Source organism: Pseudomonas sp. Bout1 (assembly GCF_034314165.1).
Lineage (GTDB): Bacteria > Pseudomonadota > Gammaproteobacteria > Pseudomonadales > Pseudomonadaceae > Aquipseudomonas.
In genome coordinates this window covers 6,905,093-6,923,196 of the sequence record NZ_JAVIWK010000001.1, presented here as the reverse complement: position 1 = coordinate 6,923,196, position 18,104 = coordinate 6,905,093, and the positions used below count along the sequence as shown (strand labels likewise).

The 18,104-nt window shown below is 62.6% G+C and carries 17 protein-coding genes; 9 read left to right on the top strand and 8 right to left on the bottom strand.

All coding sequences use genetic code 11. The features are described from left to right. Nucleotides 1-66 precede the first annotated feature (66 nt). Entirely contained in the window at nucleotides 67-696 is a 630-nt protein-coding gene (locus RGV33_RS32170) for a LysE family translocator (protein ID WP_322148490.1), read from the bottom strand. A gap of 145 nt (nucleotides 697-841) precedes the next feature. On the opposite strand from RGV33_RS32170, the gene RGV33_RS32165 reads away from it, so the two are divergent. Continuing rightward, on the top strand, nucleotides 842-1,315 hold the full coding sequence (locus RGV33_RS32165) for an Lrp/AsnC family transcriptional regulator (protein ID WP_322148778.1): 474 nt from the start codon (nucleotides 842-844) through the stop codon (nucleotides 1,313-1,315). A 142-nt stretch (nucleotides 1,316-1,457) separates the two neighbouring features. On the opposite strand, the gene RGV33_RS32160 is transcribed toward RGV33_RS32165, so the two are convergent. The 6 genes from RGV33_RS32160 to RGV33_RS32135 are packed head-to-tail and all read right to left on the bottom strand — an operon-like array spanning nucleotide 1,458 to nucleotide 7,142. Continuing rightward, on the bottom strand, nucleotides 1,458-2,390 hold the full coding sequence (locus RGV33_RS32160; RefSeq protein WP_063033761.1) for a phosphatidate cytidylyltransferase: 933 nt from the start codon (nucleotides 2,388-2,390) through the stop codon (nucleotides 1,458-1,460). Nucleotide 2,391: 1 nt separating this feature from the next. Then, nucleotides 2,392-3,012 carry a lysophospholipid acyltransferase family protein gene (locus RGV33_RS32155; protein WP_322148489.1) on the bottom strand — a complete coding sequence of 207 codons (621 nt, stop codon included), beginning with the start codon at nucleotides 3,010-3,012 and terminating at the stop codon, nucleotides 2,392-2,394. Between the two features lie 9 nt (nucleotides 3,013-3,021). Continuing rightward, nucleotides 3,022-3,465 (bottom strand): hypothetical protein, encoded by a 444-nt coding sequence (locus RGV33_RS32150; protein WP_322148488.1) that lies wholly within the window; start codon nucleotides 3,463-3,465, stop codon nucleotides 3,022-3,024. Continuing rightward, nucleotides 3,455-4,753, bottom strand: a complete 1,299-nt coding sequence (locus RGV33_RS32145; RefSeq protein ID WP_322148487.1) for a phosphatase PAP2/dual specificity phosphatase family protein — start codon at nucleotides 4,751-4,753, stop codon at nucleotides 3,455-3,457. The genes RGV33_RS32150 and RGV33_RS32145 overlap by 11 nt, the downstream gene beginning before the upstream one ends. 3 nt (nucleotides 4,754-4,756) lie before the next feature. Next, entirely contained in the window at nucleotides 4,757-6,511 is a 1,755-nt protein-coding gene (locus RGV33_RS32140) for a bifunctional alpha/beta hydrolase/class I SAM-dependent methyltransferase (RefSeq protein ID WP_322148486.1), read from the bottom strand. A 10-nt stretch (nucleotides 6,512-6,521) separates the two neighbouring features. Continuing rightward, complete coding sequence (locus RGV33_RS32135; RefSeq protein ID WP_322148485.1) at nucleotides 6,522-7,142, bottom strand: CDP-alcohol phosphatidyltransferase family protein; 621 nt, start codon at nucleotides 7,140-7,142, stop codon at nucleotides 6,522-6,524. 183 nt (nucleotides 7,143-7,325) lie between these two features. On the opposite strand from RGV33_RS32135, the gene RGV33_RS32130 reads away from it, so the two are divergent. The 8 genes from RGV33_RS32130 to cfaB all read left to right on the top strand — a co-directional run bounded on the left by RGV33_RS32130 (nucleotide 7,326) and on the right by cfaB (nucleotide 16,516). Then, on the top strand, nucleotides 7,326-9,257 hold the full coding sequence (locus RGV33_RS32130; RefSeq protein ID WP_322148484.1) for a protease modulator HflK: 1,932 nt from the start codon (nucleotides 7,326-7,328) through the stop codon (nucleotides 9,255-9,257). Nucleotides 9,258-9,266: 9 nt separating this feature from the next. Beyond that, on the top strand, nucleotides 9,267-10,265 hold the full coding sequence (locus RGV33_RS32125; RefSeq protein WP_322148777.1) for a protease modulator HflC: 999 nt from the start codon (nucleotides 9,267-9,269) through the stop codon (nucleotides 10,263-10,265). Further along, nucleotides 10,262-11,296, top strand: a complete 1,035-nt coding sequence (locus RGV33_RS32120) for an SPFH domain-containing protein (RefSeq protein WP_322148483.1) — start codon at nucleotides 10,262-10,264, stop codon at nucleotides 11,294-11,296. The genes RGV33_RS32125 and RGV33_RS32120 overlap by 4 nt, the downstream gene beginning before the upstream one ends. Continuing rightward, complete coding sequence (locus RGV33_RS32115) at nucleotides 11,293-13,188, top strand: cation-translocating P-type ATPase (RefSeq protein ID WP_322148482.1); 1,896 nt, start codon at nucleotides 11,293-11,295, stop codon at nucleotides 13,186-13,188. The genes RGV33_RS32120 and RGV33_RS32115 overlap by 4 nt, the downstream gene beginning before the upstream one ends. A 116-nt stretch (nucleotides 13,189-13,304) precedes the next feature. Then, on the top strand, nucleotides 13,305-13,556 hold the full coding sequence (locus RGV33_RS32110; RefSeq protein ID WP_201125750.1) for a hypothetical protein: 252 nt from the start codon (nucleotides 13,305-13,307) through the stop codon (nucleotides 13,554-13,556). A gap of 66 nt (nucleotides 13,557-13,622) precedes the next feature. Continuing rightward, nucleotides 13,623-14,468, top strand: coding sequence for a DUF692 domain-containing protein (locus RGV33_RS32105; RefSeq protein ID WP_322148480.1), 846 nt, complete (start codon nucleotides 13,623-13,625; stop codon nucleotides 14,466-14,468). Continuing rightward, nucleotides 14,459-15,244: a DNA-binding domain-containing protein gene (locus RGV33_RS32100; protein WP_322148478.1), complete on the top strand. Its 786-nt coding sequence runs from the start codon at nucleotides 14,459-14,461 to the stop codon at nucleotides 15,242-15,244. Before RGV33_RS32105 ends, RGV33_RS32100 begins: the two co-directional genes overlap by 10 nt. Nucleotides 15,245-15,331: 87 nt before the next feature. After that, on the top strand, nucleotides 15,332-16,516 hold the full coding sequence (gene cfaB, locus RGV33_RS32095; RefSeq protein ID WP_322148476.1) for a C17 cyclopropane fatty acid synthase CfaB: 1,185 nt from the start codon (nucleotides 15,332-15,334) through the stop codon (nucleotides 16,514-16,516). A gap of 105 nt (nucleotides 16,517-16,621) precedes the next feature. Here cfaB and cls read toward each other — a convergent pair whose 3' ends face one another. Then, nucleotides 16,622-18,061 (bottom strand): cardiolipin synthase, encoded by a 1,440-nt coding sequence (gene cls / locus RGV33_RS32090; RefSeq protein ID WP_322148475.1) that lies wholly within the window; start codon nucleotides 18,059-18,061, stop codon nucleotides 16,622-16,624. Nucleotides 18,062-18,104: the final 43 nt, after the last annotated feature.

Sequence of the window (18,104 nt, the reverse complement as noted above, 5' to 3'; positions counted from 1 at the left end):
GGCAATGTGTCGCGTATCTTACACGTCTCTTTAATACAAAAGATGACGGCAAATACGCCGTACAGCTCAGGCGTGCTGCACGAAAGTGAGGCGTATCGCAAAACCGATCAAAAGGCTGCCAAACAACCATTGTTGGAGGCGTTGGGCCGATGGGCTGCGCTCCAGCCAGCGGCCGACTCTTGCGCCAGCCAGGCCGTAGCAACTGTCGAATGCCAGGCCGACGGCCACCAGAATCACGCCCAACGATGCAAACTGCGCCGTTACCGAAGGGCCAAGTGGATCGATAAATTGCGGCAGCAATACGGAGCAGAACAGCAACGCCTTGGGGTTGAGCAGGTTGGTCAGCAGGCCGCGCTGGAAGGCTTCGCGCCAGGCGTGCGCCGGTGCTGTGCCGCCTAGCGCATTCAGGTTGGGCAGCAGGTTGGCGCGCAGGCACTGCACGCCGATCCACAGTAGATACGCCGCACCGCCCAGGCGCACCACATCGAACGTCCATGGCGCAACCTTGAACAACGTTGCCAGGCCCATCCCTGCCAGCGCCACGTGGCAGCCTCGGGCCAGCCCCAAACCGGCTGCCGTTGCCAGCGCCATCGCCTTTCCCTGGCGGGCGCCGGTTTGCAGCAGCAGGATCATGTCCGGGCCGGGCAACAGGTACACCACCGCCAGTGCAAGTAAAAACAACCAGAGTTCTGCCATGTGCCTGCCCCTTGCGGTACGTGATTCGTAGGGCAATTTTAGGGGCGAAGGCCGGGGCAGGTGCTTGCGTAGTCAGCCCAAAAAGCGTCTAGTCTTGGCACAATCTGCCACTTCTGCCGGGCGAAACACTTCACTTATGCCAAATCTGAAACTGGATGCGTTTGACCGCAAGATTCTTGAAGCCCTGCAACGCGATGGCCGCCTGAGTAATGTGCAACTGGCAGATGAGATTGGCCTGTCGGCTTCACCCTGCTTGCGGCGCGTGCGCCTTCTGGAAGAAGCGGGCGTGATTCGTGGGTACCAGGCGAGTCTTGACCGGGATGAAGTCGGCTTGGGGCTGACGGTGTTTGTCGGGGTAAAAGTGGAGCGGCATAACGACGAACAGGCGCAGGCGTTCAGGCTGGCGGTGACGGCGTTGCCCCAGGTGATTTCGGCGTTTTTGGTGTCGGGGGAATCTGACTTCCTGCTGCAAGTGGTGGTGCCGGACTTGCGCGGGTATGAGCGATTCCTGACCGGGAGTTTGTTGAAGTTGCCGGGGGTGAGTGATATCCGCAGCAACTTTGCGATTCAGACGGTGAAGACGCCGGGGGCGTTGCCGCTGAGTCACCTCCCCACCTGAAAACTCCCCTCCCTTCGTAGCAGCTGTCGAGCTTTAGCGAGGCTGCGTAGGGCGCGACTCGGTCTGAGGTCGGTGGTGCGGCCGACGCAGCCTCGCTAGAGCTCGACAGCTGCTACGGGGGGGAAGGTAATTGAGTGAGGTTTCAGGTCCACCAGTAGCGTACGAGATGGAAGAAGATCGGCGCGGCAAAACACACCGAATCCAACCGGTCCAGCATTCCGCCGTGCCCTTCGATCATGTGCCCCCAATCCTTCACGCCCCGGTCGCGCTTGATTGCTGACATCACGATCCCGCCGGCAAACCCCAGCAGGTTGATCAACAGCGCAATCAGGAACGACTGCCAGGGATTGAACGGCGTGGTCCACCATAACGCCGCGCCGATCAGCGACGACAACAGAATCCCGCCAACAAACCCTTCCACCGTCTTTGACGGCGACAGGTTGGGGGCGATCTTGTGTTTGCCGAACAGCTTGCCGCACACGTACTGCAATACGTCCGACAGTTGCACCACGATCACCAGGTAGGCGATCAGCAGCAGGTTGCGGCCTTCGTAGCCGACGATATCCAGGGTCAGCAGCGCCGGCACGAAAGACACGCAGAACACCGCGATCATCAGCCCCCATTGCACCTTCGACGCCCGTTCCAGGAAGTGCGTGCTGTCGCCGCCCAATGAAGCAAGGATCGGCAGCAGCAAAAACACGTACACGGGGATAAAGATCGAGAACAGTCCATACCAGTCGAAGTAGATCAGCAGGTATTGCAGCGGCAGCGCCAGGTAAAACGCTGCCACCAGTGCCGGGTAGTCGCTGCGCCGGGTGGGCGTCAGTGTGAGGAATTCGCGCAGGGCATAGAACGACACCGCGTAAAACAGCAGGATCACCGCGCCGGTGCCAAGCCAGAAGGCCACGCCGATTACCACCACCATCACCCACCACGCATTGATGCGGGCATTGAGGTTGTCGATCACCGCGTTGGGCGTGCCACGGGTGCGCAGTTTGAGGATCAGGCCGATCAGCGAGGCGAGCACCAGGATCGCGCCGATCCCGCCGAACAACATCAGGGTTTGGCTATCCATCTCAGGAATGCTCCGGGGCGAGGGCGAGCAAGGCGTCGCGGGTGCGGGCGAGGAACAGCGCCTTGTCTTCGCCGTCCTCCAGTTGCAGCGGTGCGCCGAAGCTGGTGGTGCACAGCAATGGCAGCGGCAACACGCGGCCCTTGGGCATGACCCGGTTGAGGTTGGCGATCCACACCGGGATCAATTCGGCTTGTGGATAACTTTTTGCCAGGTGATACAGCCCGCTTTTGAAGGGCAGAAGGCCGTCTTCGAGGTTGCGCGTGCCCTCGGGGAAGATGATCAATGAGTCGCCATTCTCCAGGGCTTCGAGCATCGGCTGAAGCGGGTTATCCACAGGGTCCTTGCGCTCGCGGTCGATCAATACGCCATTGAATACCCGGTTGATGACGTAGCGGCGCAGGGCGCTGGTGTTCCAGTAGTCGCTGCCGGCCACCGGGCGGGTGAATTTACGCAGGTTCTGGGGCAACGACGCCCACAGCAGCACGAAATCCCCGTGGCTGCTGTGGTTGGCGTAATAGATGCGCTGCACCGGCACGGGTGCGCAGCCAAGCCACAGGCTGCGGGCGCCGGTGACGGTGCGGGCCATGGAGGTAATCAGGGTGGCGACCAGGGGTTCGAACATGAGGATTCCTTATCCGGCGAAGGGCAGCCAGGGGCTGGCCAGGATGACGACCACGGTCAGCAGCACTTGCGCCGCCAGCAGATAGGCTTGCTTGCGCAACAGTTTCAGGGCGCCGCGACGGCGTTCGGCCCAGGGCCGGCCCGCGCGTTTGGCGGATTGCAGGCCGAGGGTGTGCATCGCCTGGTCAAAGTCGGGCGTGCGCTCGGTGTCGCGGGCCAGCAGGGCGAACAGGTCGGCGTCGAAGGCCACCCGCAGCGCCCAGTATTTTTGCAGCAGCCCGAGCACAATCATCCACAGGCTGAGGATCAGGCAGATTGGCGTGATGCTGGCCATCAGCAGTTGCGCGAGGCCGAACAGCACGCCGAGTAAAGTCAGGCCTGTGGATAACTGATCCAGCGAACGGCCCCGGCGCAGCAGGCTGGCGACCACCTGTAATTCCATATCAGCGGGCATGGGCTAAACCCTCCAAGGCTTCACGGTGAGCGGCGTGCAGGACTACACGTGGGCGTGCTGTACGAATGATAGCCACCGCATCGTCGATGTTGCCTGCGCGCCCGGTGTGCAGCAGCCATGCAGCCACGGCGGTCGCGCTGCGCGAGTAACCGAGGGCGCAGCACACCAGTAATGGGCCGGTTGAGCGCAGCCGTTCAATGGCTTGAGCGCCTTCCAGGCACTGCGCCGCAGTGGGCGCTGTGAGGTCGAGCACCGGCAGGCTGTAATAGGCACGGCCCTGTGGATTAATCGGCAATTCGGCGCACAGATCGACCACCGCCGTGAAAGAGCCTAGTTCGTTGGCTGTGGGAATTCGCCCCAGCCAAACGTTATCCACAACCTGATCGGGCTGTGGATGCTTACGTGTCCACAGGCGGGAATTGATCCAGGCGGCTACCAGGTAAGGCGCAAACAACCAGCGCGCTGCCGGAGTGAGTCGCCCATCAGTACGTTTCTGAAAGCCCGAAACGCCCAACACCCAGTAATTCGCCTTCATCAACCCGAGGGAGACCGCCGGCCATAGCAGCCATAACCAAGCGCCGCCGAGGGTCAGTGCCAGGATCAAACACGCTAACGACCCGAAGCCATACCGCAACCCAAGCCGCCAGCGCTGCCGGTCTCTGGTCAGGTGCGCGTTCAGCAGCGGGCTCGGATGCTCCAGCGGCCACAGCCACACGCACAGCCAGCCGGCGAGGGCGCCTGTGGGTAAGTCAATAAAGTGATGTTGATAAGTGGTCAGGACCGAAAGGCCGATCAACCCGAACCAGCCGTGCACCACCCAGCGCCACACGCCTTGGCTATGCCGCTGGTACATTATCCACAGTACTACCAGCAGGGCGATGTGCAGCGAGGGTGCCTGATTGAATGGCTTGTCGAACCCGGCGAGCACCGCAAACAACCAGCCGAACACGCCATCCAGCTCCGGCCGTTCGAAGGTGAAGCGCAACGGCCAGATCAGGAAACACGTGACAGCGATCACTTGGGCCGTCAGCAGGCGCAAGGCGTGTTGTTTCAACTCGTGGCGCGTACTGGGCAGCAGCAGCGAGAAACCGTAGAGCAAGTCGATCGACCAGTAGGGCACGATGGTCCAGGCCCAGAATGGGATATGGGTTTCCCAGCCGAACACCATGGTGCCCACATCACTGCGCTGGCTGGTGACCCACGTGGCAAAGCCGTAGGTGCTGAAAAACAGCGGCGCCAACAGCAGCAGCCACAGCACCGCCGGTTTTAACAGGCCCGGTTCACGCATGGGTCAGACCCTTTGTGCCACGGACACGCTGAAAATCCCCCACTCATCCACACGCTGGGTAATCTTGCGGAAACCGGCGGCCTCCACCAGTTGGTCCATTTCCGCCTGGCTGCGCCGGCGCATCACCCAGGCCTGGCCCTGACGGTGGCTGGTGAGTGCGCGGGCGATCAGTTCCAGTTGCGGGTGCCACGGTTGGCCGGTGTACACCAGGTAGCCACCGGGCTCTACGGCTTCGGCCAAACCGGCGAGCGAACCGCCGACCATCGCGTTATCCGCGAACAGTTCGTACAAGCCGGAGACCACCGCCAATGTCGGCTTGGGCTCCAGCGCTGCCAGGTCTGCCCGGTCAAACGCATCGCCTTTGACGAACTGGGCGATATCCCCCAGGCCTTTCTCGCGAATCAGTGCGCCACCGTCGCGCACGTTGATGTCGCTGTAGTCGCGCAGCAGGATCGATTCCGGCAACGGCGAAACGCCCTGCAAGGCTTCCAGAATGTACCGACCATGGCCGGCAGCGATGTCGACGATGCGCACTTCCCGCTGCTCATCCCGCAGCTTGGCCATCGCCAGGCGCAACAACTCTTCCACGTTCAACTTGCGCTGACGAATGCCGCGCCAGCCGATGGAGTTCAGGTAGTTGGTGTCGATCATCCGCCCCAGCCCGCCTTTGCCGGTCGGTGTATTGCGGTACACGTAGTCCAGGGTGCTGCCGGAGTCGAAACCGGTGTCGAAACCGAGCTTCACGCCATCCGACAGTTTGCTGCCCAGGCCCATGCTGGTGCGGGTCATGCGCCAGTAGAGGTCGCGCAGGGAGTTGCGTGGCAACGGCGCGGCGAGGGATTCGGATTCGGCGCAGGTCAGGCCGATCTTGTCCGCATCCAGCAAGGTGGCGCGGTCCAGCGGGTGTTCGAAGTTCTGCAGGATAAAGCGCCGGGCACTGTTCAAGGCTACGGCGCGGTCCCGTTCACCGAGGGTGTCGTGGAAGAAGCCGGGGAGGATGTGCAGTTCTTTCTTCAAGCTGCCGAGGCGGTCGAAAAACTGCTGCTGGGGTTTGCGGTGCACCACAAAGTCCGAGCCGGAGATCAGCAGTTGGGTCGGCACCTGAATCGCCTGGGCATCGGCTACAACCCGGTCGGCGGCTTCGTACAGGCCCAGCAGCACATTCACCGAGATGGCCTTGGTGATCAATGGATCGCTGTCGTAGGACGCCACGCGCTCCGGGTCATGGCTCAGGAACTTGGCCTTGACGTAGCTGTTGACGAAAAAGTTGCCGCGAAACTTGCGCATCAACCCCAGGCCCGGCCGGGCGAAGGGCACGTAGAGCTTGACCTTGAACGCGGGGGAGGCGAGTACCAGCGAGCGAATCTTCGGCGCGTAGTCGTGCACCCACGTGGCCGCGATCACCGCGCCCACGCTTTGGGCGATCACCGCGAGGTTCTCTTCCTCGATGCTGTAAGTGGCGCCGATATGATCGACGAAGGTCTGCACATCCCGGGCGCTGGTGGCGAAGCTGGGGCTGTCACCCCGTGCGCCGGGGGACTGGCCATGGCCGCGGGCGTCCCAGGCGAAGAAGTCGAATTCCGGCAGGTTCAGCTCGTCCACCAGGTGGGCGATGCGCCCGGAGTGCTCGTGGCCGCGATGGAACAGCACGATCGCCTTGCGCGGCGCAAAGCCTGCGGGTGCGGTGGCGGGCCAATGACGGTAGAAAAGGTCCACCCCGTCATGGGTGCTGAAGGTGTGCTCTTGCTGTTCACGCATCGCAAAATCCTTATGCAGAAGGGGAGGTTTGTTCTTCTTTGAGGCCTTGGCGCACGCGGTTGACCAGGGTGTAGGCCAGCAAGGCCGCGACCAGCCACATCACCGCCTCGACCCAAGCTGCACCCAGCCAGCCCAGCGCCACGCCGGTGGCCAGCACACCGAGCACAAACGCCCGGTCACTCTTGCCCATGGGCCCGTCATAGCGCCGTGAAGCCCCGACCATCGGCCCAAGCACGCCGGCGTATTCGCTGAACACCGCCAGCAGCGTCACCAGCAACACCGGCGCCAGGCTGACCTCGGGCAGCAGCGCAAACGGCAGGATCAGCGCGCTGTCGGCGATCACGTCACACAGTTCATTGAGGTAGGCGCCGAGCCGCGACTGCTGGCCGAACTCCCGGGCGAGCATGCCGTCGATGGCGTTGAGGGCCATGCGCAGGATCATCCACAGCGGGATCAGCGCAAACAGCCACACATGGTGGGCGAAGCCGGCAATCAGCAATCCCACCAGCAGCGAAACCACCCCGGCCAGCACGGTAATCTGGTTGGCGGTAGTGCCGTTGTCGTACAGGCGCTGCACTAAAGGCCGCAGCAGGTTCTGAAAACGCGGTTTAAGCTGATAGATCGAAATCATGGGAGTGACGCTTCCTTGTCCGTAAGCCCGCGAAAAACTGTGGGGAGTGTGCCGATTTATCACACCGGACACTAGTGATGGCTCGTGTTTCTGGGGCTTTCATTACTATCACGGTGAAACCAAACAAAAATTTCACGCCCGGTGTTATAGGGTAACTAATTGTTTCTGGGTGGGCGTTTGGGGATGCGAGTGGATCTAGACGCTGATGACGTGGCCATTGAAGGGCTGCCGCGTTTTCAGCAAGGGTTGTTTCATGCCCGCCGGTTAAGGCAGGCCGGCATCGGCCTGACGGTGCTCGCGGTTAGCGGGTGGATGCTGGCGCTGTTTGTGGCACTGTTCGCCCCGCTGTCGATCTGGCCGGTGGTGCTGATCAACTGTGCCTCGGCGTTGCTGGTGCTGGTGGCCGGTGTGCAATCGGCATGGTGGGTCGCGGATTGGCGGGCCATGGCGCTGGAGGCGCCGGCGGCACTGCTGATCGAGGCCCCGCTGGCGGAAGAAAATCCTGGTTGGCTCAACCGCCTGTTCGGCCGCGTCGGTAGCGGCTTGCTGGTGCAGATTGGCGCGCCGGTGTTTTGGCTGTGTGGCTGGTCGTTGCTGGCGCTGTTCAGCGTGCTGGAGTTCTGGAGCCTGGCCTTGCCTGCTGCCGCAGTGGGCCAGGCTGCCAGTGTGGGCGCGGCTATCGCATTGGCACTGGCGTTTGGCTTGCTGGTGTTTGAACGGCGCATGGCCCAGGAAAGCACCGCCCAATGGCCGGAAGCCGCGCAACTGGCGCAACTGAGCCGGGTGGCGATTATCTGCCTGGTGATCAGTGCGATTTGCCTGCTGTTTGCCGGTGAAGAAACCGTGTGGCCATTGCGCCTGGCCGTGTTGATCGGCTTGTTGCCGGCCCTGGTGGCGCTGGAGTTTCTGTTACGAGGCGTGCTGTCGCTGTTCAGCCCGCGCCAGGAACGCCTTGAACCACGGCTGATGGCGCAAAGTTTTATCGCCGGGATGCTGCGCTGGCCGCCGCAACCGTTGCTCGCCTTGCAGCACGAACTGCACAACCGTTTCGGCATCGACCTGCGGCAAATCTGGGCCTTTACCTACATGCGCCGGGCCTTCCTGCCGGTGCTGGTGATGGTGCTGGCGGTCGGTTGGTTGCTGACCGGCGTGCATGAAGTCGCCCTGCAAAGCCGTGGGATTTATGAACGTTTTGGCAAGCCGGTAGAAGTCTTCGGGCCTGGCCTGCATGCCGGTTTGCCTTGGCCGCTGGGCCGCGTGTTGAACGTGGAAAACGGCGTGGTTCATGAGCTGGCCACCAGTGTTGGCGAAGCGGCTACCACTGATGTCGCCTCCGCTGAAGGCCCGGCGCCGTTGATCGCCAACCGCCTGTGGGACGCCACCCATGTGAATGACAAAGCCCAGGTGATCGCCAGCAGCAGCGGCGACAAGCAGAGCTTCCAGATCGTCAATATGGATGTGCGCTTCGTGTACCGCATCGGCCTGACTGATCAGGCGGCACTGGCCGCCACCTATAACAGCGCGGATGTGCCCACGCTGATCCGCAGTACCGCCAGCCGCATCCTGGTTCACGAGTTTGCCTCGCGAACCCTCGACGAATTGCTCGGCGAACAACGCAACAGCCTCGCGGATGAAATTGGCCGGGCAGTACAAGCGGACCTGAAGAAACTCGACAGCGGCGTGGAAATCCTCGCCACGGTGGTGGAAGCCATTCATCCGCCTTCCGGTGCAGCGAATGCCTACCACGCGGTGCAAGCCGCGCAGATCGGGGCTCAGGCGCTGATCTCGCGGGAGCGCGGCGCCGCCAGCGAGCAGACCAACCAGGCGTTGCTGCAAGCCAGCACCGCCCGCGACCAGGCCCAGGCCACGGCCCGTGAGGTCAGTGCTGGCGCCCAGGCGGCAGACCTGCGTTTCAGCGCCGAACAAAAGGCCTATCAGCAAGCTGGCCAGGCCTTTGTGCTGGAGCAGTACCTGAGCCAACTGAGCCAGGGCCTGGCCCACGCCAAATTACTCATTCTTGATCATCGCCTGGGCGCCAGTGGCGCACCGACCATCGATCTGCGTTCCTTTACCTTACCGGCCGACCCTGCGGTGCCGCGTAAAGCCGTTCAATAAGGAGTTCATCTGTTGAGCGCTCATTCTCACGATCACGCAGGCCATGGTCACCACCACGGCCATCATCATCACCATCACGGCGATGAACAGCAAGCCGGCCCGTTCCCTTGGCGGCGCATGGGCTGGGCGGTGTTGCTGGTGCTGTTCGCCATCGCCGCTGCCAGCCTGGTGCAGGTGCGTTCCGGTGAAGCCACGGTGATTACCCGCTTCGGCAACCCGTCGCGGGTACTGCTGGAGCCGGGCCTCGGCTGGCGCTGGCCGGCGCCGTTCGAAGCGGCGATTCCGGTAGACCTGCGCCTGCGCACCACCTCCAGCGGTTTGCAGGATGTTGGCACCCGCGATGGCTTGCGGATCATCGTGCAGGCCTACGTGGCCTGGCAGGTGCAGGGCGATGCCGACAATGTGCAGCGCTTTATGCGCGCGGTGCAGAACCAGCCGGATGAAGCGGCGCGGCAGATTCGCACCTTTGTGGGCTCGGCGCTGGAAACCACCGCTGCCAGTTTCGACTTGGCCAACCTGGTGAACACCGATGCCAGCCAGGTGCGGATCGCTGATTTTGAAGCGCAACTGCGCCAGCAGATCGATCAACAATTGCTCACCACCTATGGTGTGCGTGTGGTGCAGGTCGGCGTTGAACGGCTGACCTTGCCCTCGGTGACCCTGGCCGCCACGGTCGACCGCATGCGTGCCGAGCGCGAAACCATCGCCACCGAACGCACCGCCGTGGGCAAGCGTGAAGCGGCGCAGATTCGTTCGGCTGCCGAGCGTGATGCGCGAATCGTCCAGGCCGACGCCACCGTGAAAGCCGCCGATATCGAAGCGCAATCCCGGGTCGAAGCCGCGCAGATTTATGGCCGTGCCTACGCCGGCAATCCGCAGCTGTATAACCTGCTGCGCTCTCTCGACACCCTCGGCACGGTGGTCACGCCGGGCACCAAAATCATCCTGCGCACCGACGCGGCGCCATTTCGCGCATTGGTGGATGGGCCCAAGGATGTCCAGCCATGAGTGAGCGGGAAAGCCTCGACAGCCCGTGGATCCAGGCTGGACGGCTGACGTTCCTGGCGCTGTATGCGGTGACGGTATTGGCCGCGCTGGCGTGGGCGTTTTCCAACGTGCGCCAGATCGACCCGCAGAACCGCGCCGTGGTGTTGCACTTCGGCGCGCTGGACCGGATTCAGAATGCCGGGCTGCTGTTGGCCTGGCCAAGGCCGTTCGAGCAAGTCGTGCTGTTGCCCGCCGCAGACCGGGTGATCGAACGCCGGGTAGAAAACCTGCTGCGTTCCGATGCCGCCACTCAAGCCGACCGCGTGGCCAGTTTTGCCACGCCACTCAGCGATGCCCTGGCCGGCTCCGGCTACCTGCTGACCGGCGATGCCGGCGTGGTGCAACTGGATGTGCGGGTGTTTTATAAGGTCACCGAGCCTTACGCCTTTGTATTGCAGGGTGACCATGTGCTGCCGGCCCTGGATCGGCTGGTCACCCGCAGCGCCGTGGCCCTGACCGCCGCGCGGGATTTGGACACCATTCTGGTGGCGCGCCCCGAGCTGATCGGCGCCGACAACCAGGCCGCCGAACGCCGCGAACGGCTGCGCGGGGATCTGGTGCGCGGCATCAACCAACGCTTGGCCGACCTGGCGTCCACCGGCCTTGGCCTGGGCATCGAAGCCACCCGTGTCGACGTGCAATCGAGCCTGCCGGGCCCGGCGGTCAACGCGTTCAACGCGGTACTGACCGCCAGCCAGCAAGCCGACAAGGCGGTGGCCAACGCCCGCACAGACGCTGAAAAACTCACCCAGACCGCCAATCAGGACGCCGACCGCGCCGTACAAGTGGCCCACGCCCAGGCCAGCGAGCGCCTGGCCAACGCCCAAGCGCAAACTGCCACCGTCGCCAGCCTGGCCCAAGTCAAAGACCCCGGCCTGCTGCTGCGCCTGTACCGCGAGCGCCTGCCGAAGATTCTCGGCCAGGCCGGCTCCGTGACTACGGTCGACCCTAAAGACGATTCCCGCCTGATCATTCAGGGAGCCGAACAATGACCGCCCACGCCGCCCCGATGCTTTCATCGGCCGAACAACGCAGCGCCGCCCGGCAACTGACCCTGGCGATGCTCGCCTTGGGCCTGCTCTGCCTCGGGCTGGTATGGCGCTGGCTGGCACCGGACCAGACCGGCGTGAGCCAACTGCTGCTGGGCGTGGCCTCGTTGCTGGTGGCCGTGCCCGTGATGCGCTCGGCCTGGTACAGCCTGCGTTACCCGAGCCTGCATGGCATCACCGACCAACTGATCGCGCTGGCGATGCTGGGCGCCTGGGCCACCGGCGACCTGCTGACCGCCGCGCTGCTGCCGATCATCATGATCTTCGGCCATGTGCTGGAAGAGCGCAGCGTCATCGGTTCCCAGGAAGCGATTCACGCCCTGGGCAAACTGACCCGTAGCCACGCGCGTTTGGTGCAGGCCGACGGCACCGTTCTGGAAGTCGACAATGGCATTCTGAAGACCGGCGATATCGTCGAAGTGCGCGCCGGTGACCGGGTGCCGGCCGACGGCGTGGTGCTGTCGGGCCAGGCCAGCCTCGACACCGCGCCGATCACCGGCGAATCGGTGCCGCTGGAGGCGAGTGTTGGCGTGCAGGTGTTTGGTGGCGCGATCAACCTCGACGGTCTGCTGCGCCTTGAAGTGACCCGCACCGGCAACGAATCGACCCTGGGCAAAGTCATCGCCCTGATGCAGAGCGCTGAACGCTCCAAGCCGCCGATCACTCGGCTGCTGGAACGTTACGCCGGCAGTTACATGGTGCTGGTGTTATTGCTGGCGGCGGTGACCTGGTTTGTCACCAATGACGCCCAGGCGATGCTCGCCGTGCTGGTGGCGGCCTGCCCGTGTGCGCTGGTGTTGTCGGCACCCGCCACGGCGATTGCGGGCATTGCGGTGGCCGCGCGTCACGGCATTTTGATTCGCAGCTCGGCGTTTCTCGAAGAGTTGGCAGACCTGACCTCACTGGTGGTCGACAAGACCGGCACCCTCACGTTTGGCACCCTGCGCTTGCAGTCCATCGAAACCACTGAGCCGGATCGGCAAGTGCTGCTCAACCTCGCAGCCAGCCTCGGCTCGGCCAGCAGCCACCCGGTCAGCCGGGCGTTGGCGGGGCTGGCGACTCAGGAACAAATGTTGGTGCTGTCGGATATTCGCGAGCGTCAGGGGCTCGGTGTGGTGGCGCAGACGGGGCAGGGCGAAGCCGCTCTTGGCCGACCGGAATTGTTTGAGCAACTGGGCATCGCGACCACGGCGGTCCCCAACCACGACGGCCCGATTGCCGGTCTGGCGCTGAACGGGCAATTCCTCGCCTGGCTGTTACTGGCAGACAGCGTTAAGCCGGAAGCCCGCCAGGCGATGAAGGAGCTGCGTGAATTGGGCCTGGGTCGCCAACTGCTGCTGACCGGCGACCGCCAAAGCGTGGCCGACAGCCTGGCGCTGGAAGTGGGCATCACTGACGTTGAAGCCCAGGCCTTGCCCGAAGACAAACTCAACCGCGTGCTGGGGGAAATCGGCAGCGGTTTCCGGCCGATGGTGGTGGGTGACGGGATCAACGATTCCCTGGCGCTCAAGGCCGGCGTGGTCGGTGTGGCGATGGGCGCGGGCGGGGCGGATATCGCCCTGGCGTCGGCGGACGTGGTGCTGATCGGCAGCGACCTGCGGCGCCTGGGCACCTGCGTGCGCTTGAGTCGCCAGTGCCGACACACGTTGCAGGTCAATGTGATTATCGGTTTGGGCTGGACGCTGGCCATCGTGGTGTTCGCCGCATTCGGCTGGCTGGGCGCGGCGGGGGCAATGATTGCGGCGGTGTTGCACAACCTCAGTACGCTGTTGGTGCTGGGTAATGCGGGGCGCTTGTTGCGGTTTCAGGAGCCCCTGTTGAAACTGGACGAATAAATTTCAAATTATTTTCAGTCTCGCTGTAACGCCATGAGGGCACCTCACTCTAGTGCTATGTCGAGACTGAACAATCCGTTCAGACCGGCTCCACTACCGATCATGAGGAATACACAATGAACATCAAATCCGCTGCTGCTGGTGCCGCCCTCGCTATCGCTGCTGCTGGCATGTTTGCCGGTGTTGCCACCCAGGTGCAGGCAGCAGACGCCCAGGTCCATTGCTATGGCGTCAACGCTTGCAAAGGCCAGAACGACTGCAAGACCAAAGACCACGCGTGCAAAGGCATGGGTTCTTGCAAAGGCCAGGGCTTCCTGTCGATGAGCAAATCGATGTGCGACGAGAAAGGCGGCAAAGTCGGCGAGTAACCGACCACCGAGTGCTACCGCAGCGGGCCCCCCGCCGCTGCGGACACTTTCCCCAGGAGTGTTTTTATGTCCGCCTCCCTTCCGAGCCTGGGTTACGGCCTGGGTCTACGCAGCGAGTACTACCAGCAGATCCTTGAACAATCGCCGGCCGTGGATTGGTTCGAAGTGATCTCCGAGAATTATCTGGTCCAGGGCGGCAAGGCCTTGTACTACCTGGATGCGATAGCCGAGCGTTATCCCCTGGTGATGCATGGTGTGTCCCTTTCAATCGGTGGGCCGCATGCCCTCGATGTCGACTACCTGAAACAACTCAAGCAGCTCTCCGAGCGCATCCAGCCGGCGTGGGTTTCCGATCACCTGTGCTGGAGCCGCGGCAACGCGCACCAGCTGCATGACCTGTTGCCACTGCCCTATACCGAAGAAAGCCTGTACCACGTCGCCGCTCGCGTACGGCAAGTGCAGGACGTGTTGCAGCGTCCCTTCGTGCTGGAAAATGTCTCCAGCTATGTGCGCTCCAAGGCTGACGAATTCACCGAGTGGGAGTTTCTCAACGCCCTGACGCATCTCACCGGCTGCCAACTGTTGCTGGACGTGAACAACGTATACGTCAGCTCGCGCAATCATGGGTTCGATGCTTGGGAATTTATCCGCAACCTGCCGCCCGAAAGCATCCGCCAACTGCACCTGGCCGGGCACATGGATTACGGCGATTACGTGATCGACACCCATGACCACCCGGTATGCGATCCGGTGTGGGCGCTGTATCAGCAGACCCTGGAGCACCTTGGGCCGGTCTCGACCTTGCTGGAGCGTGATGACCATTTCCCGTCGTTCCAGGAACTGCTCGACGAACTGAGCAAGGCCCGCGAGCTGGGCGCGAGCGCATTGGACAGGAGAGCGTTATGCGCCTGATCGATTGGCAACTGGCGTTTGAACAGCATTTGCTGGCCGAGGCTTCCACTGCCGAGAACGCCTTCAGCTCCACCTTGATCGGCGGCCCGACCCTGGACGTTGAGACAGGCCTGGCGATTTACCACAACGCCTATCACGCACGGTTGCAGGAAGTGCTGCGCGATGACTTCAGCGCCGTCTGGTATTGGCTGGGGGATGATGAGTTTGCGCAGTTGGGTGCGGCCTATATCCGCCTTTACCCCTCGGCCCATTACAGCCTGCGCTGGTTCGGCGAGCGTTTTCCGGGGTTTATCGTCGAGCATTATGCCGAGCAAGGTTTGGCCCTGGCCGAGCTGGCGCGGCTCGAATGGGCATTCACCCTGGCCTTTGATGCGCCGCAGGGCGAGCCGTTGAGCCTGCAAGACATGGCAACCCTGCCGCCAGAAGACTGGCCCGGGCTGCAAGTGCAGTTGGCGCCCTCGGTGCAGCAGGTGCTGTGTGATTTCAACAGCCTGGGCATCTGGCGTGCGAGCAAGGGCGAGTGGGACTTTCCTGGCAGCGAGGCCTTGCCGCTGGCGCAGGTGTGCCTGGTCTGGCGGCAGCACAACGTGTGCCAATACCGCAGCCTGGAACCGGCTGAAGCGGGCGCGCTCAAGGGCATGGTCGCCAGCGGCTGGAATTTTTCCGAACTGTGCGCCGAGCTCGCAGTCACTTACCAGGAGGGCGCGCCATTGCAAGCGGTTACCTGGCTGAAACAGTGGGTCCAGGACGGTTTGCTCCAGCGGCGGGCACCATAGAAAAGGGCTATTGATTCGATAGCCTGCTAATTTTTCCGTGGATGGTCTACCCTCATTTCAGACGTCTGAAACAAGGGGGGACTACTCATGCTCGCGCAACTTCCACCGGCCTTACAGAATCTCAAGCTACCGCTGCGTCTTCGACTCTGGGACGGCCATGAATTTAACCTGGGCCCGGATCCCAGTGTCACCATTGTGGTCAAGGACCCCATGATGGTTTCCAAACTCAGCCATCCGACGCTCGATTCGTTGGGCGAAGCCTTCGTCGAGGGCAAACTGGAGCTGGAAGGCTCCATTTCCGAAGTGATCCGGGTCGTTGACGAGTTGAGTCACGCCTTGGTAGATGACGACGGCGACACTCGTCCTGTGCGCTCTATCCACGACAAGGCCACCGACGCCGCCGCTATTTCCTACCATTACGACCTGTCCAACGAGTTTTACCAGCTGTGGCTGGACCGTGACATGGCCTATTCCTGCGGGTACTTCGAGACCGGCAGCGAATCCCTCGACCAAGCCCAACAAGACAAATTCCGCCACCTGTGCCGCAAGTTGCGGTTGCAGCCGGGGGAGTATCTGCTTGATGTGGGCTGCGGGTGGGGCGGGCTGGCGCGGTATGCGGCGCGGGAATTCGGGGTCAAGGTGTTTGGCATCACCCTGAGTAAGGAACAGCTCGAACTGGCTCAGGAGCGGGTAAAAGCCGAAGGCCTGGAGGACCAGGTTGAGCTGAGGCTGCTCGACTACCGTGACTTGCCCCAGGATGGCCGGTTCGACAAGGTGGTGAGCGTGGGCATGTTTGAACACGTCGGCCATGCCAATTTGGCGCAGTACTGCAAGCTTCTGTACGGGGCGGTGCGTGAAGGCGGCCTGGTGATGAACCATGGCATTACCGCCAAACATACCGATGGCCGGCCGGTGGGCCGTGGTGCCGGGGACTTTATCGAGCGCTATGTGTTTCCCAATGGCGAGCTGCCGCACCTGGCAATGATGACCGCCGAGATCAGCGAAGTCGGGTTGGAGGTGGTCGACGTCGAAAGCCTGCGCCTGCATTACGCGCGCACGCTGGACCACTGGAGTGAGCGCCTCGAAGACAACCTGGAAGCGGCGGGCAAGATGGTGCCGGAACAGGCCCTGCGCATCTGGCGGCTGTACCTGGCCGGCTGTGCGTATGCGTTTGCCCGGGGCTGGATCAACCTGCATCAGATTCTGGCGGTGAAACCGCATGCCGATGGGAGCCATGAGCTGCCGTGGACGCGGGACGACCTGTACCAGTAAACCCCGTACCTGTAGGAGCGAGCTTGCTCGCGAAACACTTGAGGACGCCGCGTTTATCCAGAATGAACGCGTCATCGTTAACGTTCTTCGCGAGCAAGCTTGCTCCTACAGGATCGGAGAAATCAGACGCGCGACCCGCATGCCCAGTTGTTGCAGGCGGTGGGTCTGGCGGTTTTCTTCCTGGCTGATTTCATGGGCCTGGGCGAAGTCTTCCAAGAGCATCTGCTCCACCTGGCTGGCAAACGTGTCATCCACCGTCAGCAACATCACTTCGAAGTTCAGCCGGAATGAGCGGTTATCCAGGTTCGCACTGCCGATGGCGCTGATTTCACTGTCTACCAACACCACTTTCTGATGCAGGAACCCCGGCGTGTAGCGGAACACCCGTACCCCGGCACGCACGGCTTCGATCGCATACAGGCTGGAGGCGGCATAGACGATGCGGTGATCCGGCCGCGACGGCAGCAACAGGCGCACGTCGACGCCGCGCAGCACCGCCAGCCTCAGTGCGGCAAACACCGCTTCGTCCGGAATGAAATACGGGCTGGTGATCCACACCCGCTCGGTCGCCGCGTGAATCGCTTCGACGAAAAACAGCGAGCAGGTTTCATAGGGGTCTGCCGGGCCGCTGGCCAGTAATTGGCAGAGCACGCCGTCATCCGGGTAGGTATCCGGCAGTAGGAGCGGCGGCAGCTCCCGCGCGGCCCAGAACCAGTCCTCGGCGAACGATTCCTGCAAGCACGCCACCACCGGGCCGCTGACCTGCACATGGGTATCGCGCCACGGCGCCAGGGGCGGTTTCTTGCCCAGGTATTCGTCACCGACGTTATGCCCGCCGACAAACCCGGTAATGCCATCGACCACCACGATCTTGCGGTGGTTGCGGAAGTTGACCTGGAAGCGGTTTAGCCAGCCGCTGCGCGTGGCGAATGCCTTGACCTGCACCCCGGCGTCCCGCAGCGACTGCACATAACGATGGGGCAGGGCATGGCTGCCAATACGGTCATACAGGACGAAAATCAACACGCCTTCGGCGGCTTTTTCCTTGAGCAGGGCGTGCAGTTGGCGGCCGAGTTCGTCGTCATGAATGATGAAGAACTGGAACAGTACGGCCGTCTTCGCCGAACGAATCGCCTCGAAAATCGCACTGAACGTGGCCTCGCCATTGATCAACAGGCGCACCTGATTGTTCGCCAGGCACGGCATGCGCCCCAGCTTGGGCATGGCGCGCAGCGAGGCGTAGGCCTGGGAGTTGCGCGCGGCCAGCGCCTCTTCGACCCACGGGCGCCAGTTCAGCTCGGTGATTGCCTTGTGCATTTCCTGGTTGGCCTGGCGCCGTGCCTGAATATAGGCGTCGAAAGTACTGCGCCCAAAGATCAGGTAGGGAATCAGCGTCAGGTAAGGGATAAACATCAACGACAAGGCCCAGGCAATCGAGCCTTGGGCGGTCCTGACGGTCAGCACCGCGTGGATGGCCGCGAGGGTGCCCAGAAAATGCAGAGTGGCAATGAAATAGGCGAGCAGGTGCGGGCCAAAGAAATCCATGGACAACGGTACTCCTGACAAACGAGTGCCTAACAGACCATGT